General features: G+C 65.3%; 20 protein-coding genes and 1 pseudogene. 8 read left to right on the forward strand and 13 right to left on the reverse strand.

Features of this window, described 5'->3' with window-relative positions:
* Positions 1–2: 2 nt before the first annotated feature.
* From C8D04_RS12300 to C8D04_RS12340, 9 genes are read right to left on the reverse strand one after another with little or no spacing between them, the layout of a single operon-like run.
* Complete coding sequence (locus C8D04_RS12300) at positions 3–758, reverse strand: SDR family oxidoreductase (protein ID WP_116005112.1); 756 nt, start codon at positions 756–758, stop codon at positions 3–5.
* Positions 755–1,660 (reverse strand): SDR family NAD(P)-dependent oxidoreductase, encoded by a 906-nt coding sequence (locus C8D04_RS12305; protein ID WP_116005113.1) that lies wholly within the window; start codon positions 1,658–1,660, stop codon positions 755–757. Before C8D04_RS12305 ends, C8D04_RS12300 begins: the two co-directional genes overlap by 4 nt.
* A 20-nt stretch (positions 1,661–1,680) precedes the next feature.
* Entirely contained in the window at positions 1,681–2,613 is a 933-nt protein-coding gene (locus C8D04_RS12310; protein WP_116005114.1) for a 3-keto-5-aminohexanoate cleavage protein, read from the reverse strand.
* A gap of 11 nt (positions 2,614–2,624) precedes the next feature.
* Positions 2,625–3,335 carry an ABC transporter ATP-binding protein gene (locus tag C8D04_RS12315; protein WP_116005115.1) on the reverse strand — a complete coding sequence of 237 codons (711 nt, stop codon included), beginning with the start codon at positions 3,333–3,335 and terminating at the stop codon, positions 2,625–2,627.
* Positions 3,332–4,087 carry an ABC transporter ATP-binding protein gene (locus tag C8D04_RS12320; protein ID WP_116005116.1) on the reverse strand — a complete coding sequence of 252 codons (756 nt, stop codon included), beginning with the start codon at positions 4,085–4,087 and terminating at the stop codon, positions 3,332–3,334. Before C8D04_RS12320 ends, C8D04_RS12315 begins: the two co-directional genes overlap by 4 nt.
* Positions 4,084–5,310 carry a branched-chain amino acid ABC transporter permease gene (locus C8D04_RS12325; protein ID WP_116005117.1) on the reverse strand — a complete coding sequence of 409 codons (1,227 nt, stop codon included), beginning with the start codon at positions 5,308–5,310 and terminating at the stop codon, positions 4,084–4,086. Before C8D04_RS12325 ends, C8D04_RS12320 begins: the two co-directional genes overlap by 4 nt.
* Before the next feature lie 9 nt (positions 5,311–5,319).
* The gene (locus C8D04_RS12330; RefSeq protein WP_116005118.1) at positions 5,320–6,261 is read right to left on the reverse strand and encodes a branched-chain amino acid ABC transporter permease; all 942 of its coding nucleotides are present in this window, start codon (positions 6,259–6,261) and stop codon (positions 5,320–5,322) included.
* Between the two features lie 3 nt (positions 6,262–6,264).
* On the reverse strand, positions 6,265–7,500 hold the full coding sequence (locus C8D04_RS12335; RefSeq protein WP_116005119.1) for a branched-chain amino acid ABC transporter substrate-binding protein: 1,236 nt from the start codon (positions 7,498–7,500) through the stop codon (positions 6,265–6,267).
* A 27-nt stretch (positions 7,501–7,527) separates the two neighbouring features.
* Positions 7,528–8,319 (reverse strand): SDR family oxidoreductase, encoded by a 792-nt coding sequence (locus C8D04_RS12340; RefSeq protein ID WP_116005120.1) that lies wholly within the window; start codon positions 8,317–8,319, stop codon positions 7,528–7,530.
* 172 nt (positions 8,320–8,491) lie between these two features.
* Here C8D04_RS12340 and C8D04_RS12345 point away from each other — a divergent pair, with 172 nt between their 5' ends.
* Positions 8,492–10,429 carry a GAF domain-containing protein gene (locus tag C8D04_RS12345; protein WP_116005121.1) on the forward strand — a complete coding sequence of 646 codons (1,938 nt, stop codon included), beginning with the start codon at positions 8,492–8,494 and terminating at the stop codon, positions 10,427–10,429.
* A 75-nt stretch (positions 10,430–10,504) separates the two neighbouring features.
* On the opposite strand, the gene C8D04_RS12350 is transcribed toward C8D04_RS12345, so the two are convergent.
* Entirely contained in the window at positions 10,505–10,909 is a 405-nt protein-coding gene (locus C8D04_RS12350) for a carboxylesterase family protein (protein ID WP_133243635.1), read from the reverse strand.
* A 221-nt stretch (positions 10,910–11,130) separates the two neighbouring features.
* On the opposite strand from C8D04_RS12350, the pseudogene C8D04_RS12355 reads away from it, so the two are divergent.
* Positions 11,131–11,656 (forward strand): annotated as a pseudogene (locus tag C8D04_RS12355) (transposase); the annotation flags it as partial.
* Between the two features lie 21 nt (positions 11,657–11,677).
* Here the strand turns inward: C8D04_RS12355 and purT are convergent.
* Positions 11,678–12,895 carry a formate-dependent phosphoribosylglycinamide formyltransferase gene (gene purT, locus C8D04_RS12360; RefSeq protein WP_116005123.1) on the reverse strand — a complete coding sequence of 406 codons (1,218 nt, stop codon included), beginning with the start codon at positions 12,893–12,895 and terminating at the stop codon, positions 11,678–11,680.
* 122 nt (positions 12,896–13,017) lie between these two features.
* On the opposite strand from purT, the gene C8D04_RS12365 reads away from it, so the two are divergent.
* A complete protein-coding gene (locus tag C8D04_RS12365; protein ID WP_116005124.1) occupies positions 13,018–13,854 on the forward strand; it encodes an ABC transporter permease in 837 nt (278 codons plus the stop codon).
* A 66-nt stretch (positions 13,855–13,920) separates the two neighbouring features.
* Here C8D04_RS12365 and C8D04_RS12370 read toward each other — a convergent pair whose 3' ends face one another.
* A complete protein-coding gene (locus C8D04_RS12370; protein WP_116005125.1) occupies positions 13,921–15,516 on the reverse strand; it encodes a choline dehydrogenase in 1,596 nt (531 codons plus the stop codon).
* A 114-nt stretch (positions 15,517–15,630) separates the two neighbouring features.
* Here C8D04_RS12370 and C8D04_RS12375 point away from each other — a divergent pair, with 114 nt between their 5' ends.
* The 4 genes from C8D04_RS12375 to C8D04_RS12390 all read left to right on the forward strand — a co-directional run bounded on the left by C8D04_RS12375 (position 15,631) and on the right by C8D04_RS12390 (position 18,771).
* The gene (locus C8D04_RS12375; RefSeq protein WP_116005126.1) at positions 15,631–16,479 is read left to right on the forward strand and encodes a 3-hydroxybutyryl-CoA dehydrogenase; all 849 of its coding nucleotides are present in this window, start codon (positions 15,631–15,633) and stop codon (positions 16,477–16,479) included.
* Positions 16,480–16,689: 210 nt separating this feature from the next.
* Positions 16,690–17,148: a MarR family transcriptional regulator gene (locus tag C8D04_RS12380; protein WP_116005127.1), complete on the forward strand. Its 459-nt coding sequence runs from the start codon at positions 16,690–16,692 to the stop codon at positions 17,146–17,148.
* Positions 17,149–17,197: 49 nt separating this feature from the next.
* A complete protein-coding gene (locus tag C8D04_RS12385) occupies positions 17,198–17,614 on the forward strand; it encodes an organic hydroperoxide resistance protein (protein ID WP_116005128.1) in 417 nt (138 codons plus the stop codon).
* A gap of 65 nt (positions 17,615–17,679) precedes the next feature.
* Positions 17,680–18,771: a DUF2855 family protein gene (locus C8D04_RS12390; RefSeq protein WP_116005129.1), complete on the forward strand. Its 1,092-nt coding sequence runs from the start codon at positions 17,680–17,682 to the stop codon at positions 18,769–18,771.
* Positions 18,772–18,808: 37 nt separating this feature from the next.
* On the opposite strand, the gene C8D04_RS12395 is transcribed toward C8D04_RS12390, so the two are convergent.
* The gene (locus C8D04_RS12395; RefSeq protein ID WP_116005130.1) at positions 18,809–20,383 is read right to left on the reverse strand and encodes a methyl-accepting chemotaxis protein; all 1,575 of its coding nucleotides are present in this window, start codon (positions 20,381–20,383) and stop codon (positions 18,809–18,811) included.
* 90 nt (positions 20,384–20,473) lie between these two features.
* Here C8D04_RS12395 and C8D04_RS12400 point away from each other — a divergent pair, with 90 nt between their 5' ends.
* Positions 20,474–21,514 carry a serine/threonine protein kinase gene (locus C8D04_RS12400; protein ID WP_116006171.1) on the forward strand — a complete coding sequence of 347 codons (1,041 nt, stop codon included), beginning with the start codon at positions 20,474–20,476 and terminating at the stop codon, positions 21,512–21,514.
* The last annotated feature ends 55 nt before the right edge of the window (positions 21,515–21,569 follow it).

A 21,569-nucleotide genomic window follows, 5' to 3' on the forward strand; every position in this document is an offset into this window, starting at 1 on the left:
CCTCACAGGTCGTTGATGTAGAAGCGGTTCCAGGTGGGGCTGATGACAAGCTGGTTGATGCACACACCGGCAGGCAGCTCGGCCATGAAGCGGATGGCGCGCCCCACATCGTCCGGCTGCAGCATGCGGGCCCTCTCCTCCGCCGTTGGCGGCGTGGGCCGCGTGTCGAGAATGGGGGTGGCCACCTCGGCAGGGCACAGGCTGCAGGCGCGTATGCCATGCACGCCGTCTTCCATGTTGATGGTCTCGGTCATCGCGACCACGGCGTGCTTGCTGCCGTTGTAGGCCGGCCCGGTGAGCTTGGGGTGATGGACGCCGGCCCACGACGACACATTGATCACCAGCCCACTGCGGCGCGCGCGCATCGCGGGCAGCACCGCGTATGTGGTGTAGAAAATGCTGTCCATGTTGGTCGCGATGACTTGGCGCCAGCCCTTGGCAGACTGGTCACGCCAGAACCGTTCAGGGGTGTTGGTACCCGCGCAGTTCACCAGCACATCCATGCGATTGCCATGCCGCTGCAGAATCTGCGAGGCCGTCGCCGCCACGGCCTCGGCGTCCGTCACGTCCAGCGCGGCGACCTCGGCCACCCCGCCCGTGGCGCGGATGTGCGCAGCAGCGGCCTCCAGTGGGTCCGGCCGCCGGCCGGACAGCACCACCGTGGCACCCGCGCTAGCGAGCGCACGGGCCGCGGCCAAGCCAATGCCGGAACCGGCCCCAGTGATCCAGGCTACCTGCCCTTGCAGCGCGCCAGTCATGCCACACCCTCCAAGACGAACTGGCCCTTGCTCAGCTCATGCTGGTACTGCTCCCAGCCTGACTCTGGCACACGTTCCCCGATGCGGTTCTGGACCTCCGACAGACGCCTGTGTAACTGCTCGGCTACACCCGCCTGGCCAGCGATGTGGATGCCGCGCGTCATGGTGATGTGTGCGGCCTCGAAGCTCCCCGCACCGGCCAGCAGGATGGTGCGGCTGGGAGCATCTTCGCAGACCAGGGGAATCAGTGCCGGGCTGACCTGTTCTGGCGTGAGCCGGGCGAGCGCGTCGGGCGGCAACACGCCGTCGGTCATTCCGGTCGCGGCCGATGGGGCCAGGCAATTGACGCGGATGTTTCGCTTGGCACCCTCGAGTGCAAGGGTCTGCATGAGACCGACCAGCGCCATCTTGGCGGCACCGTAGTTGGCCTGGCCGAAATTGCCGTAGAGCCCCGAGGACGAGGTGGTCATCACGATGCGGCCGTAGTGCTGCTCCTGCATCTGCGCCCAAACCGCCCGGGTGGCATGGACCGCCCCCATCACGTGCACCTCCAGCACCCGGCGGAAGTCTTCCAGCGCCATCTTGGCAAAGGTCCTGTCGCGCAGGATGCCGGCATTGTTGATGAGGATGTCGATGCGCCCCCACGCGTTGAGGGCCTGTGCCGCCATCTGCTCCATCTCATCAGGCTGCGTGACGTCACCGAGGTGCACGAGCGCTTCGCCTCCCAGCGCACGAATCTCGGCCACGACGGTCTGCGCAGCGGCGCCATGGTCGGAACCATCCAGGTCATTGACGACAACGCGCGCACCCTGGCGGGCCAATTCCAGCGCATGCGCACGGCCGAGGCCCCCGCCCGCGCCTGTGACGATGGCGACGCGATCTTGAAGAAGAAGTTTTTTCATAGTGGGTGTGGGTGGGTGGGTCAGAAGTTGACGGCATTGGCGCCTTTGAGCGCCAGCATGGTTCGGACCTCGGCGGGTGACGCGACGTCGAGGGACAGTTCATCAAGAATGCGGCGGATCTTGCGCACCTGCTCGGCGCAACTGGTCGCCAGCTGGCCTTTGCCCAGATAGAGGCTGTCTTCCAGCCCGACACGCACGTTGCCGCCCATCACCGCGGCCATGGTCAGCAGCGGCATCTGGTGGCGCCCGGCTCCCAGCACAGAGAAGCGGTAGCCGTCCCGACCGAACAGGCGATCGGCCGTGGTGCGCATGGCGACGAGGTTCTCCGGATCGGCGCCCAGGCCACCCAGGATTCCGAAGATGCACTGCAGGAAGATGGGGCCATCGATCAACCCCTCGTCGCGGAAATGGGCCAGGGTGTAGAGATGACCCATGTCGTAGCACTCGAACTCGAACCGCGTCCCGCGCTCGCGGCCCAGCACCTGCAAGATGTGCTTGATGTCGGCGAAGGTGTTGCGAAAGATCAGGTCCTCCATGCCTTCCACGTAGGGCTGCTCCCATGCGTGCTGCCACTGCGAGATCTTGCGCACGACGGGGTGAATGGAGAAATTCATGGACCCCATGTTGAGCGAGCACATCTCGGGCGCCGCCTGCAACGGGTAGGCAAGCCGCTCGGCCAGCGTCATGCGGGTGCTGCCGCCCGTGGTGATGTTGATGATGGCGTCGGTGGCGGCCTTGATGCGCGGCACGAACCGGTCAAAGATCGTCGGGTCCGGGGTGGGCCGCCCGTCACCGGGATCGCGTGCGTGCAGGTGCAGGATGGCGGCGCCGGCTTCGGATGCCTCGATGGCCTGCTCGGCGATCTGTTCGGGCGTGATCGCCAGGTAGGGCGACATGGTGGGCGTATGCACCGAGCCGGTGACCGCGCAGGAGATGATGACTTTGTCGGACATGCGGGAATTCCTTAGACGGCCAGCCACTGCGCGAGCAGGCCTGGGTCGGATTGCAGTTGGGCGGGCGTGCCCTCGAACACGATGCGGCCATGGCCCATCACGCAAACGCGGTCGGACACCTTGAGCGCGATGGCGAGCTTTTGCTCCACCAGGACCACGGAAACTCCCTGGGCCCGCATGTCGCGGATGCACTCGCCGACCTGGGCCACGATCATGGGCGCGAGCCCTTCGGTCGGTTCATCGATGAGGATGACCCGTGGGTTGCCCAGGAGGGAGCGGCAGATGGTGAGCATCTGCTGCTCGCCGCCCGACAAGCTTCCGGCGCGCGTGTGGCGCCGCTCCTTGAGCCGGGGGAAGTAGTCGAACATCTGCTGCACCGTCCAGCGCGGCGCGCCGGGGACAGCAGGTTGCTCACCCATCCGCAGGTTCTCGTCCACCGTGAGATTGGCGAACACCTCGCGCTCCTCGGGCACGTAAGCCAGGCCCGCGCGGCAGATCCGGCTGGGCGGGGATCCGGCCATCTCCTGACCCGCCAGGCGCACGCTGCCCCGGCTGGGCGGAACCAGGCCCATCAGGGCCTTGAGCGTGGTGGACCGCCCCGACCCGTTGCGGCCCAACAGGCTCAGCACCTCCCCTTCGCCCACCCCAAAGCCCACGCCCTGCAGGATGTGGCTCTTGCCGTAATAGGCGTGCAGGTCTTCCACCTGAAGCAAGCTGTTCATGCGGCGACCTCCTCGCCCAGATAGGCCTCCCGCACGCCCCGGTGCTGACGGATCTCCTCAGGAGTTCCGGTAGCAATCACCTGGCCATACACGAGCACGCTGATGCGGTCGGCCAGCTTGAAGACAACGTCCATGTCGTGTTCTACGATCAGCAGCGCTCGGCCGGCGGTGACCTCGCGGATCAGATGCAGCGTGTAGTCGGTCTCTTCGCTCGACATGCCCGCCATGGGCTCGTCGAGCAGGATGAGCTGGGGGTCCGACGCCACTGTCATGGCGATCTCCAACGACCGCTGTTCGGAATAGCTGAGGCCGCCTGCGAGGGTGGCGGAGCGGGTGTGCAGGCGCACCTGCTCGAGCAATCGCTCCGTGGCCTCGCGCACTGCGGGCAACCGGTCGACCCGGCGCCAAAAGGCGGTCGGCTGCGGATGCTGACGCATCACCGCCAGGCGGACGTTTTCGAACACCGTCAGCTTGGGAAAGATGTTGGTGATCTGGAAGGATCGCGCGAGCCCCAGCCGGTTCACGCGCTGTGGCGCCCAGCCGGTGATGTCGCACCCCTCAAAGGCGACCGTTCCGGCGGTGGCGCCGAGGTTGCCCGAGATCAGATGGAACAAGGTCGATTTTCCAGCGCCATTGGGACCGATCAAGGCGCGGCGCTCGCCGCTTGCCACGTCGAGGTCCACGCCTCGAATGATCTCGGTGTCGCCAAACGACTTGCACAGCCCTCGAAGCTGGAGGATGGGCGCGTTCATGTGTGTTCCTCCGTGGTTTTCAGTCGCTTGTTTGCGAAAGCCAGCAAGCCGCCGCCCAGGGTCAGCAAGCCCAATGGCCAGGCCCAGGTGGTGACGCGGGTCACTTCCCACGTTTCCTTCAACATGGTCACGGGAGGCAGCGCCGCCGCTTGCGCGGCGAGCGCGCGATACTCCTGCGAGCACAGGCGCTGCAGCAGTTCGATCAGGAATACTGCACCAGCAGTCAACAGCAGGGCCGCGACGAGCCAGGCGAATAGCAAGGGCACCGCGCGCGCCGCGCCAAGCCGGCGCACGCGGGCTGCCGCGGCGTCCCACAGGCCGACCAGGCCTTGCGGCATGAACATCATGACCAGCACAAAAAGCACGCCTTGGTAGAGCAGCCACGCCTGGGTTTTGTCCGACACGGCATATCCGAAGAAGCTCATGAGCGCGGCGCCCAGCGCAGGCCCCAGGAACACGCCGACGCCACCGATATAGCTGTTGAGCACCACGCTGGCCGACACGCTCGGATCGAAGACCACATAGTTGGCGGCTTCGTTGGCCAGCACCTGCAGACCGCCTGCCACCCCGGAGAAAAGGCCGGAGATGGCGAAGGCCGACACGCTGAGCAGGTGCACGTCATAGCCCAGGAAGCGCAGGCGGTGGCTGTTCTCGCGCAGCCCCAGCGTCAGACGGCCTGCCGGTGTCCGCGTGTGGAAATGCAAGAGCAAGAGGGAGATCAGGACCCAGACCAGCGTGAGGTAATACACCTGGGTGGTGGACCCAAAGGTGAAGCCCCATGCTGGCATCCGCATGGCAGAGATACCCGATTCACCGCCGAAGAGGCCTTTGAGCTGCGGGGCGAGCGAGTGCAGCAACTCGGCGATGGCCAGCGTGATCATGGCAAACGCCGTGCCGCTGCGCTGGGTGGCGAACCACCCCGCCACCACGCCGAACGCAAGCCCCGCAACGGCTCCGACCAACGGCATCAACGGCGTGGGTAGCAAGCCAGTGCCGCCGAGCGCGTTCATGGCATGGACGGTGGCAAAAGCGCCCACGCCGAAGTAGGCCGCGTGTCCGAAGGAAAGCATCCCGGCGCGGCCTGCCAACAGGCTGTAGGCGCTGGCGAACAGGGCGGCGATCAACATCTGCACGGCGGCATTGAGCAGCCCTGCCGACAACAGGACCGGCAAAGCCGCGAGCAAGGCCACGCCGCCCAACAAGAAAGAGGTTGAGGTACGCATTACGAACGATCAGGTTTTGTAGCCCATCAAACCCTGCGGCCGCAGCAACAGGACGAGCAACATCAAGGCAAATGGCAGCGTGGATGCCAGGCTGGACAACTTGAGCGTGAGCAGACCACCTACCCCTTGGGCCCAGCCTCCCACGCCCACGAAAGCCAACAGGTCGGCGAGACTGCGGTCGATGCCGACAGCCAGGGAGGTGAGCAAGCCGATCAGCAAGGAGGCCACCATGGCGCCGCCGAGCGAGCCCAGGCCACCGACGACGACGACGACGAAGACCATCACGCCGATCTCCAGCGCCATGTTCGGGTTGGTGGTGTAGAACGCGCCGGCAATCGCACCAGCCAGCCCCGCCAATGCCGCCCCCACGCCGAAGACCCCCATGAACACGAACTGCACGTTGTGCCCCAGCGCCTCGACCATGCGCGGCCGGTAGATGGCCGAACGCACGATGATGCCCACGCGGGTTCGTGTCAGCAGCAGGTAGAGCAGCGCAAACATCACCAGCGCCACGCCGCCCATCAACAGCCGGTAAAGAGGGTACTGCTGCCCGCCGAGTGAGAAGGCCGGGCCGTCGAGCACTGCGGGAACCTGGTAGTTGACCGGGAAGTTGCCGAACAGGAGCTTGATCGTCTCGGCCACGATGAACGACAGTCCGAAGGTGAGCAGCAGCTCATGCGCGTGGCCGTGGTGATGGACACGCCGCAGGAAGAATCGCTCCACCACCGCGCCGACGCCGCCGGCCAGCAATGTGGCCACCACGACCGCTAGGCCAAAGCCCAGCAGTCCTTGCAGCGTGTAGGCAAAGTACGCGCCGAGCATGTAGAACGACGCATGGGCGAAGTTGAGCACCCCCATCATTCCGAACACCAGCGTCAGCCCGGCCGACACCATGAACAGCAGCAGCCCGTAGACGACGCCGTTGAGCAGTGAGAACAGCAAAGTATCCATGGTTCAGGACGGCCGTTGCATCTTGCAGCTGGGCTGCACGGGCATGGCGGCTTCTTCGGCACTGAAGACCTTCACCGGCTTGAAGCCCATGTCCGTGCCGTCCACCTTGAAGCGGGCATCCTTCGACACGGTGGACACCACCAGCGGCATCAGGATCTGGTGGTCCGCGGCGCGCATGCTGGCCTCGCCCATCGGGGTCTTGATTCGCACCGTCTCCATCGCGCGGGCGAAGGCATTCACGTTGAGCTTGCCCCCCTCGGGCTTGGTGCGCCGCAAGGCATCGGCCACCATGTCCATGCCGAACACGGTCTGCGGTTCGACGAACACGGGCGGGCGGCCCATCTTGGCGGAGAAGTCCGCCACGAAGCGCTCACCGTCGGCACCGCCCGCCTCCCCATTGAAGGCGTGCACGATGAAGTGGCCCAGGGCTGTGTCACCCGCGTTGCTGATGTTGCCCGGCTGATCCAGGAACACCGTGCCGAACGCGGCCTTGAGGCCCGCGCCCTTGGCCGCCTTCATCATCAACAGCAGATCGTTGGACCAGTTGCCGGTGATCACCGTCTCGGCGCCCGAGCTGCTGATCTTGGCAATGTAAGGTGCAAAGTCCTGGATCTTGTTGGTGTCGTGCAGGGCCTTCTCCACCACCTGGTAGCCACCCGCCGCAGCGTTATCGACGATGGCGGCCTCCATGTCCTGGCCCCAGGAGTAGTTCTGGTTGATGGCGTAGACCTTCTTGCCCAGTGCATTGGCCTCCTTCATGCCCTTCACCAGCACCTTGGTGCGCACCTGGGCGTTGGGGGCCACGCGGAAGTGGTGGAAGTTGCACTTTTCTCCCGTCAGCTCCAGGGCCTCTGCGCCGACGTTGATGTAGACGATTTCCTTGCCGGGATTGCGCAGGTTGTGCTTGCGCACGTCTTCGGTGATCTGTCCGCCAATCGCGGAAGACGCGCCCTGCACCACGATCTGCACGCCGTCGGCGATGGCGGCCTTGAGCTTGTCCGAGGCACCGGCGGGCCCCCCTTGGTTGTCGTACTCGACCAGTTGCACCGGCTGACCGTTCCAGCCGCCAGCCGCATTCATCTTGTCGATGGCGAAGCGCACGCCTGCACGGAACGTCTGTCCCGTCGATGCCTGCGGACCCGAGAGGGTTTCCAGCATGCCGATCTTGACCGTGGTGGCTTGCGCAGCCGAGGCGATCAGCAGGGCCGCAGGAACAGCGGCAAGGCGAAAAGAAGTCATGGTTTGTCTCCTGTTGTGGTTGGGGGGCTAGAGGTACTCGACGTTGCCGTCCACGCTGATCACCTGACCCGTCAGGTTGCGCGCGCCCGGCGAACTCAGGAACAGCGCTGTCGCCGCGACGTCGTCGGCGGTGACCATGCGGCGCAGTGAAATCTTGTCCAGGTACTGTTGGCGCATCGCTTCGGCGCTGATGCCGAGGGACGAGGCGCGCGCCGCGATCACGCTGTCCATGCGGGCGCCCTCGACAACGCCAGGCAGGATGGCGTTAACCCGGACGCCTTGTGGTCCGAGTTCAATGGCCAGCGATTTGGTCATACCCACGATGGCCCACTTGCTGGCCGCATAAGGCGTACGGTAGGCATAGCCCAAACGGCCCGCGACCGAGCCCATGGCGATGAGGCACGGGTTCGCGCTGGACGCTTTGAGCAGGGGCACCGCGCGGCGGGCAAAGTGGAACTGGCTGTCCAGGTTGACCGCCAGGGTCCGCGCCCAGTGTGCGGGCTCGATCTCATCGATGGGCGCGGTGGGGCCTGCAATCCCGGCGTTGCTCACCAGCACGTCCAGACCGCCCAGGTGATTACGGACGCCTTCGAACACGGTGTCCACGTCGGAAGACACGGAAGCGTCTGCGGGCGTCCCGGTGAGACCGGGCGTCTCCTTCAACAAGCGATCCAACGCGGCGCGATCGATGTCGCAGACGTGTACCTGCGCCCCCGCGGCATGGAAGGCACGTGCGACGGCGGCGCCAATGCCATTGGCCCCGGCGGTCACCAGTACGCGCAGGTCGGGAACGGGGCGAAGAGAGTCGTGAAGGGCCATGGGGAATCGATGAGCAATCAGGGAACTGAAGGCAGTGTCCGCAATCGATCCGCCGCGAACCATGTGTTATGCACACACAAGAAGGCCCATTGTTATGTAGCGACATCACATACCGCGGGCACATCAGCAAGGCCTAGCTCTGATACCCTTGGCCTTCGGCACAGGAGTCGCCTTGAAACCCACACCTTTGATCGCGAACACCTTGATTGAGCTGTTGCACCGGGCCGCCCCTGCGGAAGACTTCGCTCAACAGTTGGCCCAAGCCGAAGCCTTGCCGGCGGGTCGTCCCGACAAGGCAAGCCTGATCGAAACGGTGCGCATGGCCATGGCCGTGCGCAACCGCATGGAGGTGCTGCAGCAACGCGAGCAGGGCATGGTGGCGTTGATGGAGTCGGCGCAGGATCTCTCTGAACAGCTGGAACTGGCCAGCCTGCTCGCGGCCATCGTGGACCGAACACGTCGGCTGCTGGGCTCCGACATGGCTTGGATCTCCGAACTGGACGATACCCGTGGCGTTTTCCAAGCATTGACCTCCGAGGGGGGGCTGACGCGCAGTTCGATGGCGATGTCCATACGCAGCGACAGAGGCGTTGCCAGTGTGGTGATGTCCACCCGCATGCCGTTCACCACACCCGACTACCTGCATGACACGCGCTTCAACCACGATCCCCGGTTCGACGACGTTTTTCGCGTCGAGGGCATTTGCGCGCTGGTAGGGGTGCCAGTGATCTGGCAGGACGAAGTGATCGGTCTGCTGTTCGCGGCCGACCGCTACCCCCGCGTCCACACCACACAAAACATCGCCATCCTGCGTACGCTGGCCACCCACGGCGCTGTGGCGCTGAAAAACGCACGCGACTTCGAGCGCATCAACATGGCGCTGGGCAAGGCAGACGAGGCGCGTTCTGAACTGGAACGCCATGTGCGGGGAGTCCAGGCCGCAGCCGACGCGCACGAGGAAATCACCCTGCTGCTGGCACGCGGTGCCTCGCTGGCTACCCTGTGTCAGGCGGTGGCAGGCCTGCTGGGCGGCAGCCTGCTGGTGCTGGACGAAGTCAACCAGGTCATCAGCCAGGGCGTGGCCGAAGGTTATGACGGCACCGCCGCGCAACGCTACCAACCTCATGGCGAGCGCAGCGCCGACCTGGCGCGCGCCCTGCGCCAGGCGCGCCTGACCGGGCGTTCTGCCCAGGCCTACGAAGCCGATGGGGAAATCTGCCGCGTCATGCCGGTGATCGGCGGCGACGATGCGCTGGGCGCCATCGTGCTGTTCCACCAGAAGCCGCTGGAAGAGGTGGCCGAGCGCACTTTCGAGCGCAGTTCGAGCGTGATCGGTATCGTGCTGCTGTCCCAGGAACGCCAGGAGGCCAGCAACCACCGCGACATGTCGGCCTTGATGCGTGCACTGGTCTCACCGCGACAAGATGAGCTGGCCGTATTGCGCAACCGGGCCGAACGGTTCGGTCTGGATCTCACGCAACCCCTCTCACTCATGATGATCGAGCTCAATGGGCCGAGTGCCGGTTTCGTCTCTCGGCGGTTGCTCCAGATGCCGGAGAGCCGGCCCTGCCTGATCGACGACATCGATGGCATCGTGGTCGTTCTGTGTTGCACCACCCGCGCACTGGAACTGCGGCAGGTGCTGTCGCAGTGGATACACCGCGAAGTGGGCAAGGCATACCGCGGCGTGGTCTCGCGGCCTATGACGTCGCCGGCCGAACTGCCCGCAGTGTTTGCGACGATCAAGCGATCGATGGGCATTCTGCGTCGCCTGGGTCTACAGGAACAGTTCATCAGCCAGAACGAGCTGGCCTTGTACTCCACGCTGTTCGAGACCCACGACGCCAGCAGCCTGGAACAGTTTCTCGAGGCCAGCATCGGTCCATTGATCCAGCACGATCGCAAGCGCCACACGGCACTGGCCGCCACTCTGCTGTGCTTCTTCGACTGCAACCAGAACGCCAGGACCACCGCGCAGCGCCTGGACATCCACGTCAACACGGTGCGCCAGCGGCTGGCCACCATCGAAGGCTTGCTAGGGCACCTGGGCCATGCGACCCGCGCCCTGGAGATCCATGTTGCTTTGCGGCTCTGGAGCCTCCGTTCATGAACGGTCGTTCCCGCAACGACGCGTTCGTGAGCAGTGGTCTCCGAGGCCGTGATGCCCCACTGCACATGTCCAGGTTCATTCCACCGCCAGCCGTGCCGCTTCAAGGTTCGAATCAAAGACCAGCGAACGTGGCCATGCGGGCCAGACAGAACCCAGGCTGGCGCTGTTGGGGTCTCCGTCGCGCGCGAAGCTGCCGATGCTTTGCATCATCTGTGCCGACAGGTCGAGTCGGCCCGCCCTGTTCACCCGGCTGAACGGGATGGTCGAGTAGAGCGAAGGCCCGAAATTGCCGAAGATGGACGGCAAGTCAAAACTGTGAGCCGCGCCATAGGCATTGTCAAAAGACGACGGCAGCTCATCCCAGTCGAAACTGGTAGTGCAGACATCGGGCTGGCCGCATCGCCAGCAGGCCAGGGAAAAGTTTGCTTTCGTCGCGCGTGCTGCCCGCCAACACCGGCACTTTGACGTATCGGCCAGCACGGGTGGCGCCGATGGGATCCGCAGGCGCCATGCACCCATCGGGAATCGGGTTGGCAGCCACTAGGTCCAGAGGTGCAGCTGGAATATCCGCTTAGCCAGATCGATGCCCAGAATGTCGATTTCCATGATGAACCATCCATTTTCACAGATGGTGAAAGACGCTCAGTTTCCTGCGAAGGTGGCATCGGGTCCATCTCAGTAGCAGCGGTCCATCTCAGTAGCAGCGGTTCATCGTGTCAGATCTGGCGATAGAAGCGGCCTTCTTTGACACCCCGATCTACCGGGAGTTGGCCGAGCAGATTCTCTGCCACCGTCAACGATCTGCTGGCAGCCCAGGGCTTGCTACTCAAGGCAGGCACTGCGGTGGACGCCACCTTGATTGCAGCGCCCAGTTCCACCAAGAACAAGGACAGAAAGCGCGACCCAGAGATGCACTCCAGCCAAAAGGGCAATGAATGGCACTTTGGCATGGAGGTCCACATTGGTGTGGATACAGACTCGGGATTGGTGCACACCGTTATCGGTACTTCGGGCAACGTAGCGGACGTTGTAGAGGGCAACAGCTTGCTGCGCGGAGAGGAAAAAGACGGGTTGTGTGATGCGGGCCATCAAGGCGTGAACAAGCGCCCAGATGCCAGGGCGTGCGTGACGTGGCACACAGCGATGTGCCCGGGCAAGAGCAAAGAGCTGGACAAGCAAAACAACCCCGTTGACGCGCTGATAGATCAAGTGGAAAAGATCAAGGCCGATTGAACGCAAATTCTCAGATCACGCCCGGCGCGGCTTGACCTTGCCGGCCGCCCGCTTGGCGTTGCCCCGCGCCGTCTCCACGTCACCCGCCCGCGCCAGCGCCACGCCCATGCGGCGTTGGGTGAAGCTCTCGGGTTTGCCAAACAGGCGCAGGTCGGTGCCGGGCACGCGCAGGGCTTCATCCACGCCGTCGAAAACGATGCCCACGGCCTCCACGCCGCCGTAGATGACGGCGCTGGCGCCGGGGTTGCGCAGGCTGGTGTCCACCGGCAGACCCAGAATGGCGCGGGCGTGCAATTCAAATTCGCTCTGATGCTGCGTGCACAGCGTGACCAGGCCGGTGTCGTGCGGGCGCGGGCTGACCTCGCTGAACCAGACCTGCTCGCCCTTCACGAACAACTCCACGCCAAACAACCCCTGGCCGCCCAGGTTCTCGGTGACGGCCTTGGCGATCTGGCGCGACTTCTCCAGCGCGGCGGGGTGCATGGGGTGGGGCTGCCAGCTTTCGACATAGTCGCCGCTGACCTGCAGGTGGCCGATGGGTGCGCAGAAATGCGTTTCCACCTGGCCATCGGCCCCGAGGGAACGCACGGTGAGCAGCGTGATTTCATAGTCGAAGTCGATGAAGCCCTCGACGATCACACGGCCATGGCTTACGCGGCCGCCGGCCATGGCGAAGTCCCAAGCTTTCTGAATGTCGGCCGGGCTGTCGATCTTGCTCTGGCCTTTGCCCGAGCTGCTCATCACGGGCTTGACGATGCAGGGGTAACCGATGCCTGCGGCCCCGCCCACACCATCAATGGCGGCTTGCAGTTCGGCCAGCGAATCACAAAATTGGTAGGGGCTGGTGGGCAGGCCCAGCGTTTCGCCAGCCAGCACGCGGATGCCTTCGCGGTCCATCGTCAGTCGCGCGGCGCGGGCCGTGGGGATCACGCGCACCGTGCCCGCGGCCTCCAGCTCTTCGAGCATGGGTGTGGCGATGGCCTCGATCTCGGGCACCACGAGGTGGGGGCGCTCGGCCTCGATCAGGGCCTTGAGCTGTGCCGGGTCACTCATGGTGATGGTGCGGCTGTGGTGCGCCACCTGCTGGCCGGGCGCGTGCTCGTAGCGGTCCACGGCAATGGTTTCCACGCCCAGGCGCTGCAGCGCGATCAGCACTTCCTTGCCCAGCTCGCCCGAGCCCAGCAGCATGACTTTGGTGGCGTGGGGCGACAGGGGGGTTCCAAGGATGGTCATGGCAGGGCTATTCAGAAAAGAGGATGAAAATGGAAATGACGGGCTGACAGTGACTGTAAGCCATGGTCGCTGGAGGGTGCCGAGGGCTGTCCGGCGACCCGCCGACACCGCACAATATGCACATGCCCACCGCACTTCCACAAGCACCCCACACTGCGGCTCCCCCTCCCTCTGTATGGCGCGCACCCAGCCTTTCCAGCCGCTGCTGGCCGGTGTTCCTGCGCAACCTGCTGGTCTGGCGCAAGCTGGCCATTCCCAGCTTGGTGGGCAACATTGCCGAGCCGCTGATGTGGCTGGTGGCCTTTGGCTACGGTATGGGCGCGCTGGTCGGGGAGCTGTCGGTCAACGGCACGCAGGTGCCCTACATCCTGTTCCTGGCCAGCGGTTCCATTTGCATGAGTGCCATGAATGCCGCGAGCTTCGAGGCGCTGTACTCGGCCTTCTCGCGCATGCATGTGCAAAAAACCTGGGAAGGCATCATGAACACCCCCGTGGGGCTGGACGACGTGCTGCTGGCCGAGATGCTGTGGGCGGCGTTCAAGGCGCTGTTCACCGTCACGGCCATCCTGGGCGTGATGCTGGCGCTGGGCATCAGCCACTCGCCCAAGCTGCTGGTGGCCTGGCCCGTGCTGCTGTGCGTGGGCATCATGTTCTCCAGCATTGCGCTGATCTTCAATGCGCTGGCCAAGGGCTACGACTTCTTCACCTATTACTTCACGCTGGTTCTCACGCCGATGATGTTCCTCTCGGGCGTTTTCTTCCCGCGTGAGCAGCTCCCGCCGCTGGTGCGCGCCATCTCCGACTGGCTACCGCTGACCAACGCCGTGGAGCTGGTGCGCCCGCTCTTCATGGACCAGTGGCCCCAGCAGCCGCTGCGCCACAGCCTGGTGATGCTGGGCACCACCGTGGCGGCCTACTGGGTGGCGCTGGCCTTGACGCGCAAGCGCTTTCGTGCTTGACCGGGACGCTATTAAAAATATAGCTTTCAGCGCTTACCAGTAAAGCGCTTCAGCCTGATTTCATCATTATTTTCTGCTGGCGGCCCGCAGCATGTCCACGGCCTTCTCGGCCAGCATGATGGTCGGCGCGTTGGTGTTGCCGCTGACGATGCGCGGCATGATGGATGCATCGACCACCCGCAGCCCCTGCATGCCGTGCACACGCAGCGCCGCATCCACCACATCCATGGGCCCGGGCCCCATGCGGCAGCTGCCCACGGGGTGGTAGATGGTGTCGGCATAGCGGCGAATGAACTGCTCGATCTCGACATCCGTCTGCGCGGCAGCCGATGAGGGCAATTCACGCGCACCAAACTGCGCCAGCGCAGGTTGCGCCAGGATCTCGCGCATGCGCCGAAAGCCATGCACCATGCGATCCATGTCGGCCCGCTCGCCCAGAAAGTTGGGATCGACCAACGGCAGGTCCAGCGGGTTGTTGCTGGCCAGGCCCACGCGGCCCCGGCTCACGGGTTGCAGCAGGCAGACATGGCACGAGTAGCCATGGCCCAGCACGGTCTTGCGCCCATGGTCCACCAGCTTGCCAATCACAAAGTGCAGTTGCACATCGGGCGCGGGCTCGGACGGCTGGCTGCGGATGAAGCCCCCAGCTTCGGCAAAGTTGGTGGTCAGCATGCCGGTGCGGCGGCTGCGCCATTCGCGCACACCGTTCCACAGATGACCCAGGCCCGGCAGCGACAGACCGAACAGATCGGTCAGGCGGGGCGCATCCATCACCTGCACCACGTCGGGGTGGTCGTGCAGGTGCGCTCCCACGCCGGGCAGATCGTGCAGCACTTCGACGCCGTGGCGCCGCAGTTCGTCGCCCGGGCCAATACCCGAGAGCATGAGCAGTTGGGGCGAGAGCAGCGCACCGGCACTGAGCAGCACCTCGCGGTTGCAGCGCAGCTGTTGCACGGCGCCGCCCTGGCGGTATTCCACGCCTACGGCGCGGCGGTTTTCCACCAGGATGCGCGTGGCATGCGCCCCCGTGATCACCTGCAGATTGGGGCGCGCCAGGTGCGGCGTGAGGTAGGCCTTGGCAGCGCTGAAGCGCTCGCCATTGCGGTGGGTAACCTGGTACAGCCCTACGCCTTCTTGCGAGGCGCCGTTGAAGTCGGGGTTGTGCGCGTGTCCGGCCTGCACCCCGGCATCGACAAAGACCTGGCTGAACGGGTTGGGGGAGCGCAGGTCGGCCACATTCAGCGGGCCGCCCGTGCCGTGCCAGGCGTCGGCGCCGCGCTCGTTGTTTTCGGCCCGCTTGAAATACGGCAGCACATCGCTCCAACCCCAGCCGGGGTTGCCCTGCGCGGCCCAGAAGTCATAGTCGGCGCTCTGGCCGCGCGCATAAATCATCGCGTTGATCGAGCTCGACCCGCCCAGCACCTTGCCGCGCGGCTGGTAGCCCCGGCGCCCGTTCAGGCCGGGCTGCGGCGTGGTGTTCTGGCCCCAGCCGTTGAGTTCGTACTTGGCCATCACGGCCAGACCTGCCGGGCAGTGGATGAGCACGCTTTTGTCGGCAGGGCCCGCCTCCAGCAGGCAGACGCGCACCGCCGGGTCTTCGCTCAAACGCCCTGCCAGCACGCTGCCGGCCGAGCCCCCCCCTACAACGATGTAATCAAACATGCCTGTCTTCCCCTGGCCGCCTTGGTTGGCTGCCCTGTCACCACCTTACTCGAAGCTGCGGGCAAATACCGATACGATTCCCGGGTCTGTTTCACTTTGAAGAGGTTTCACTATATGGATATCAAGACAATAGGCATCATCGGCGCAGGCACCATGGGCAACGGCATTGCGCAGGCCTGCGCGGTCTCGGGCATCAACGTCGTCATGGTCGATATTTCAGACGCCGCAGTCCAGAAGGGCCTGGCCACCGTCTCCGGCAGCCTGGACCGCCTGATCAAGAAGGAAAAGATGACCCAGGCCGACAAGGACACGGCCCTGGCGCGCATCAAGACCTCCACCAGCTACGACGACCTCAAGGCCGCGCAGCTTGTCATCGAGGCAGCCACCGAGAACTACGAACTCAAGCTCAAGATCCTCAAGCAGGTAGACGGCATCGTTGGCCCCGACGTGATCATTGCGTCGAACACCTCGTCGATCTCCATCACCAAGCTGGCCGCCGCCACCAGCCGCGCCGACAAGTTCATCGGCATGCACTTCTTCAACCCCGTGCCCATGATGGCGCTGGTGGAAATCATCCGCGGCCTGCAGACCAGCGACGCCACGCACGACGCGGTGAAGGCCATGGCCCTGGCGCTGGGCAAGAGCCCCATCACCGTGAAGAACGCCCCCGGCTTCGTGGTCAACCGCATTCTGGTGCCCATGATCAACGAGGCCTTCTTCGTGCTGGCCGAAGGTCTGGCCACGCCCGAAGACATCGACGCCGGCATGAAGCTGGGCTGCAACCAGCCCATCGGCCCGCTGGCCCTGGCCGACATGGTGGGCCTGGACGTGTGCCTGGCCGTGATGGATGTGTACCTGCAGGAGTTTGGCGACAGCAAGTACCGCGCTTGTCCGCTGCTGCGTGAAATGGTCGCCGCGGGCCGCCTGGGCCGCAAGACGGGCCAGGGCGTTTATCGGTACTGACACCCCCTGAGGCCCTGCAGGCCTCGCCTGGAACGCGCCAGTTTGATGCGTCGCGGGAGCCGCATGGGCACACTGGATAACCCAGTTTCATAACCTCACTTGCAAGCAGAGCGCCTCACGGGGCGCTTTTTTTCGCCCAATTCCCTGGCCATAGCAGGGAATTAGACCATTTAAATGCACACAATTTAATTGTGCACAATAATTCTACCCATGATGTCGCCAGCACCCCCCGCCAGCCCCAGCCCGGCCGCCCTGCAACTGGACCACCAGTTGTGCTTTGCGCTGTATTCGGCCTCGCTGGCCATGACCAAGCTTTACAAGCCGCTGCTCGACGCCATCGGCCTGACATATCCGCAATACCTGGCGATGCTGGTGCTGTGGGAGCAGGACAGCCCCACCGTGTCGGAACTGGGCGAGCGCCTGAGCCTGGACTCGGGCACCCTCACCCCGCTGCTCAAACGCATGGAGGCCGCTGGCCTGGTGCAACGCCAGCGCGACCCGCAGGACGAGCGCCGGGTGCGCATCGCCCTCACCAGTGCCGGGCAGGCCCTGCGTGCGCAGGCCGAGTCCATCCCGGCCTGCATCCTGGCGCACAGCCACCTGCCGCTGAGCGAGGTGCAGGCGCTCACGCACCAGCTCCAGACACTGCGCGACAGCCTCCAACCCTGAAGTTTTCCTCCCGCCCCAGTCCGGGGCACCCACCCGAAAGGCAAGCACCATGACCACCCTCGACAAAGTTCTGTACACCGCCCGCGCCCACACCACCGGAGGCCGCGACGGCGCCTCGCGCACCGACGACGGGCGCCTGGATGTGAAGCTGTCCTCGCCCGGCACTGCGGGCACCGGCACCAACCCTGAGCAGTTGTTTGCCGCCGGCTACTCGGCCTGCTTCATCGGCGCGCTCAAGGCGGTGGGCGGCATGCAGAAAATCACGATTCCGCAAGACGTGGCCGTGGACGCCGAAGTGGACCTCGGCCCCATCACCGGCGGCTATGGCATCGCCGTGCGCATGACCGTGAACCTGCCGGGCATGGAACGCGCCGCAGCCCAGGCGCTGGTAGACGCCGCCCACAAGGTCTGCCCCTACTCCAACGCCACGCGCGGCAACATCGACGTGACGCTGACCCTGGCCTGACCCTGGTGTCGCGCAGGCGGCCCGCCGGGCTTGAGCCTGCGGGCCGCTTGCTCTACCGTCCCCGCATGAATACCACCACCCTCCTCGTGCGCCAGGACGCCCTGGCCACCACCACCCTGCGCAGCACCGAACACGCCCCGCTGGCCGACGGCCAGGTGCGCGTGCAGGTCGAGCGCTTTGCGCTGACCGCCAACAACATCACCTACGCTGCCATGGGCGAAATGCTGCAGTACTGGCAGTTCTTCCCCTCCGGCGAGCCGGGCTGGGGCATCGTGCCGGTGTGGGGCTTTGGCACGGTGGCCGAATCCTTGCACCCCGAGGTGGCCGTGGGCGAGCGGCTCTACGGCTACTGGCCGATGGCAACCGAGGCGGTGCTTCAACCCCACAAGGCGTCTAGCACGGGGTTCAGCGACGGCGCCACACACCGCGCCGGGCTGCACGCCGTCTACAACCATTACCTGCGCTGCGGCGCCGACCCGTTTTACCGCCCCGACACCGAAGACATCCAGGCCCTGCTGCGCCCGCTGTTCATCACCTCTTGGCTGATCGACGACTTTCTGGCCGACCAGGACTTCTACGGCGCGGGCACGCTGCTGCTGTCGAGCGCCTCGAGCAAGACCGCTTACGGCACGGCCTTCCAGCTCGCGCAGCGCGCAGGCGTGCAGGTGATCGGCCTCACGTCCCAAGCCAACCAGGCGTTTTGTGAAAGCCTGGGCTGCTACCACCGCGTGGTGGCCTACGAAGACCTGGAGCAGCTCGCCGCCGACGCTCCTTGCGTCTACATCGACTTTGCGGGCAGCGTGGCGCTGCGCCAGCGCATCCACCAGCACTTCACCCAGCTCGCCTACAGCTGCGCCGTGGGCGCCAGCCATGTGGGCGACCTGGGTGGCGCCGGGCAACTGCCCGGCCCACGCCCGGTGATGTTTTTCGCCCCCGCGCAGGTGAAGAAGCGCACGGGCGAATGGGGCGTGCAGGGCCTGAACGACCGGCTGGTGGCCGCCTGGCAATCCTTCAGCAGCGCCGTGCAGGCACCGCCCCAACCCTGGATCACCGTGCAGCAGCACCAGGGGCCGCAGGCCACGCAGGCGCTGTTCCTGGAACTGCTGCGCGGGCAGAGCGACCCGCGCACGGGCCACATCGCCAGCATGCAGCCCTGATCCGCCGCCGCTGCGCTGCGGCACGGATACGGAGGGCCTAGCCCGCCGTTAAACGTGGCCGTGACGCCAATGGCGCATCGGCCAGCTTGAAGCGCCCCACCAGGCGTTCAAGCACCGCCGCCTGTTCGCTCATGGCACCGGCAGCCGCGGCGCTTTGCTCCACCAGGGCGGCGTTCTGCTGGGTCATCTGCTCCAGTTCGCCCACGGCGGAGTTCACCAGCTGCATGTCACTGCTTTGCTCGGCGGTGCTGGCGGTGATTTCCCCAATGATGCCGCTGACGCGCTGCACCGATTGCACGATCTCCTGCATGGTCTGCCCCGCGCGGTCCACCAGGGCCGTACCGGCTTCCACGTTTTCGACCGAGGCGGAGATCAGTGCCTTGACCTCGCGCGCGGCCTCTGCCGAGCGCCCGGCCAGCGAGCGCACTTCGCTGGCCACCACGGCAAACCCCCGCCCCTGCTCACCGGCGCGGGCCGCTTCCACGGCCGCATTCAGCGCCAGGATGTTGGTCTGGAACGCAATGCCGTCGATGACGGCAATGATGTCCACGATTTTCTTGGACGAGCTGTCGATGCGGTGCATGGTCTGCACCACTTCGCTCACCGATTGCCCCCCGCTTTGCGCCACCGAGTAGGCCGAAGCCGCCAGCGCATTGGCCTCGCGGGCCGACGCAGCCGACTGGCCCACCACACCGCTGAGGTGGTCCAGCGTGGACGATGCGCGCTGCAGGTGGGACGCCGTGGCCTCCGTGCGGTCGGACAGGTCGTGGTTCCCATGGGCAATTTCCACGCTGGCAGCGCCGATGCTGCCCGCCGAACGCTGCACCTGACCCACCAGCTCTGCCAGCGAATGCGACATCTGCGCCAGCGCGCGCAGCACCTCGCCCATTTCGTCCTGGCGGTCGGCGCCAATGTGCGCCGTCAAATCACCCTCGCCAATGGCGCGTGCCACCTGCACGATATCGGCCAGGGGTTCGGTCACACTGCGCTGCACCAACCGTGTGCCGATGCACACGGCCAGGACGATGATGGCCATGATGCCCGCCACGCCCCACACGGTTTTCAGCCGCTCGTTGCCCGCCTTGTCGCGCAGCTCTGTGGCGCCGCGCTCGGTCAGGCGCACCATGTCTTGTTGTGCGCCCTGCAGGGCCTTGAGCTTGCCCTGGGTGTCGTCACGAATGTGCGCCTGCAACGCGACCACATCGCCCCCGGCCTTGAGCTTTTGCGCGGCCTCCAGGGAAGCCTTCAGCGCCTGCGCCTGGGTGTTTGCGGCTTCCAGTGCCGCACGCTCGTTTGTGTCGGTGAGCAAAGCGCCCAATGCCGACTGCACCTGGGTGAGTTCCTGCTGCGCCTGCTCCTGCCCGCCCTGCAGCAGGGCGGCCGAGGTTTCATCGGCCGCCAGCGCCGCCCCCAGCGTGCGCAGCGCCTGCGCCTCGACCAGACCGCGCCAGCGCGACGCAAGCTCCAGCTTGCTTTGCTGGTCGGACTGCTCTTTGACCGTGATGGCCTGCGACTGCACCGTGCGCAGCGCCGAAGCGGTGGCCATGAGTACCAAACCGATACTCACTGCAATGGCCGGCAGCCATATTTTGGTTTTGATGCTCAATGCCATACAGGCCCCCTTGTGTCAGGACAAAACTTGTAACCACATGTCAAAAGTATGGCATGGCTTGAGATGCTGTGGGCCAGCGACAATCTCCTGATGCACCCCACCACCGACGCCGCGCCTCTCCACCCCTTTGCCACCCTCACCCCCGACGTGGTGCTCGACGCGCTGGCCAGCGTGGGCCTGTACGGCGACGGGCGGCTGATGGCGCTGTCGTCCTACGAGAACCGTGTGTACCAGGTCACGCTGGAGGACGGTAGCCGCGTCGTGGCCAAGTTCTACCGCCCGGGCCGCTGGAGCGAGGCGCAAATCCTGGAAGAGCACGCCTTCGCCGCCGAACTGATGGCCGCCGAGGTGCCCGCCGTGGGCCCCCTGGTGCTGGGCGGCCGCACGCTGCACCCGCATGGCGGCTTCCAGTTCTCGGTCAGCCCCTGGCGCGGCGGACGCCAGCCCGAGCTGGACGACTTTGAAGTGCTCGAATGGATCGGCCGCTTTCTGGCGCGCATCCATACCGTGGGCGCCGCCCGTCCCTTCGCCGCACGGCCCACGCTCGATCTGCCACAGTTCGGCACCGAGCCGCGCGACTGGCTGCTGGAGCACAACCTGATCCCGCTGGACGTGCAGTCGGCCTGGCGCGACGCCTGCAATACCGCTCTTGATTTAATAGCTGTTAGCGCCCAACCAGAAAGCGCTGCAGGCCAATTTGATCTAAATAAAGCCACGCTGCTGCGCCTGCACGGCGACTGCCACCCCGGCAACATTCTGTGGACGCCGCTCGACGAATGGGGCCGTGGCGGCCCGCATTTTGTAGACCTGGACGACGCCCGCATGGGCCCGGCCGTGCAAGACCTGTGGATGCTGCTGTCAGGCGACCGGCGCCAGCGTACCCACCAGCTCGGCGCTCTGCTCGACGGCTACGAACAGTTCCGCCCTTTCGACCGGCGCGAGCTGGCCCTGATCGAACCCCTGCGCACCCTCCGTCTGATCCACTACAGCGCCTGGCTGGCCCGGCGCTGGCAAGACCCGATCTTCCCCATCAACTTTCCCTGGTTTGGCTCCAGCGACTACTGGCGCGGACAGGTCGACATGCTGCACGAGCAGATCGAGGCGATGCAAGAGGCGCCGCTGGCAGCATGACGCCCCCTCGTACCGCAGTAGCGGTCTGCCAGAATCCAGTCCACGCAGCTGCGAC

Origin of the sequence: Simplicispira sp. 125 (genome assembly GCF_003096555.1) — a bacterium.
Taxonomy (GTDB): domain Bacteria; phylum Pseudomonadota; class Gammaproteobacteria; order Burkholderiales; family Burkholderiaceae_C; genus Simplicispira.

Coding starts and splice junctions, on each gene's coding strand:
- C8D04_RS12330 (WP_116005118.1), bottom strand. CDS start 6,261: ATGGATACTTTGCTGTTCTCACTGCTCAACGGCGTCGTCTACGGGCTG.
- C8D04_RS12315 (WP_116005115.1), bottom strand. CDS start 3,335: ATGAACAGCTTGCTTCAGGTGGAAGACCTGCACGCCTATTACGGCAAG.
- C8D04_RS12325 (WP_116005117.1), bottom strand. CDS start 5,310: ATGCGTACCTCAACCTCTTTCTTGTTGGGCGGCGTGGCCTTGCTCGCG.
- C8D04_RS12300 (WP_116005112.1), bottom strand. CDS start 758: ATGACTGGCGCGCTGCAAGGGCAGGTAGCCTGGATCACTGGGGCCGGT.
- C8D04_RS12320 (WP_116005116.1), bottom strand. CDS start 4,087: ATGAACGCGCCCATCCTCCAGCTTCGAGGGCTGTGCAAGTCGTTTGGC.
- C8D04_RS12305 (WP_116005113.1), bottom strand. CDS start 1,660: ATGAAAAAACTTCTTCTTCAAGATCGCGTCGCCATCGTCACAGGCGCG.
- C8D04_RS12390 (WP_116005129.1), top strand. CDS start 17,680: ATGAATACCACCACCCTCCTCGTGCGCCAGGACGCCCTGGCCACCACC.
- C8D04_RS12370 (WP_116005125.1), bottom strand. CDS start 15,516: ATGTTTGATTACATCGTTGTAGGGGGGGGCTCGGCCGGCAGCGTGCTG.
- C8D04_RS12365 (WP_116005124.1), top strand. CDS start 13,018: ATGCCCACCGCACTTCCACAAGCACCCCACACTGCGGCTCCCCCTCCC.
- C8D04_RS12400 (WP_116006171.1), top strand. CDS start 20,474: ATGCACCCCACCACCGACGCCGCGCCTCTCCACCCCTTTGCCACCCTC.
- C8D04_RS12395 (WP_116005130.1), bottom strand. CDS start 20,383: ATGGCATTGAGCATCAAAACCAAAATATGGCTGCCGGCCATTGCAGTG.
- C8D04_RS12340 (WP_116005120.1), bottom strand. CDS start 8,319: ATGGCCCTTCACGACTCTCTTCGCCCCGTTCCCGACCTGCGCGTACTG.
- C8D04_RS12385 (WP_116005128.1), top strand. CDS start 17,198: ATGACCACCCTCGACAAAGTTCTGTACACCGCCCGCGCCCACACCACC.
- C8D04_RS12380 (WP_116005127.1), top strand. CDS start 16,690: ATGATGTCGCCAGCACCCCCCGCCAGCCCCAGCCCGGCCGCCCTGCAA.
- purT (WP_116005123.1), bottom strand. CDS start 12,895: ATGACCATCCTTGGAACCCCCCTGTCGCCCCACGCCACCAAAGTCATG.
- C8D04_RS12310 (WP_116005114.1), bottom strand. CDS start 2,613: ATGTCCGACAAAGTCATCATCTCCTGCGCGGTCACCGGCTCGGTGCAT.
- C8D04_RS12375 (WP_116005126.1), top strand. CDS start 15,631: ATGGATATCAAGACAATAGGCATCATCGGCGCAGGCACCATGGGCAAC.
- C8D04_RS12335 (WP_116005119.1), bottom strand. CDS start 7,500: ATGACTTCTTTTCGCCTTGCCGCTGTTCCTGCGGCCCTGCTGATCGCC.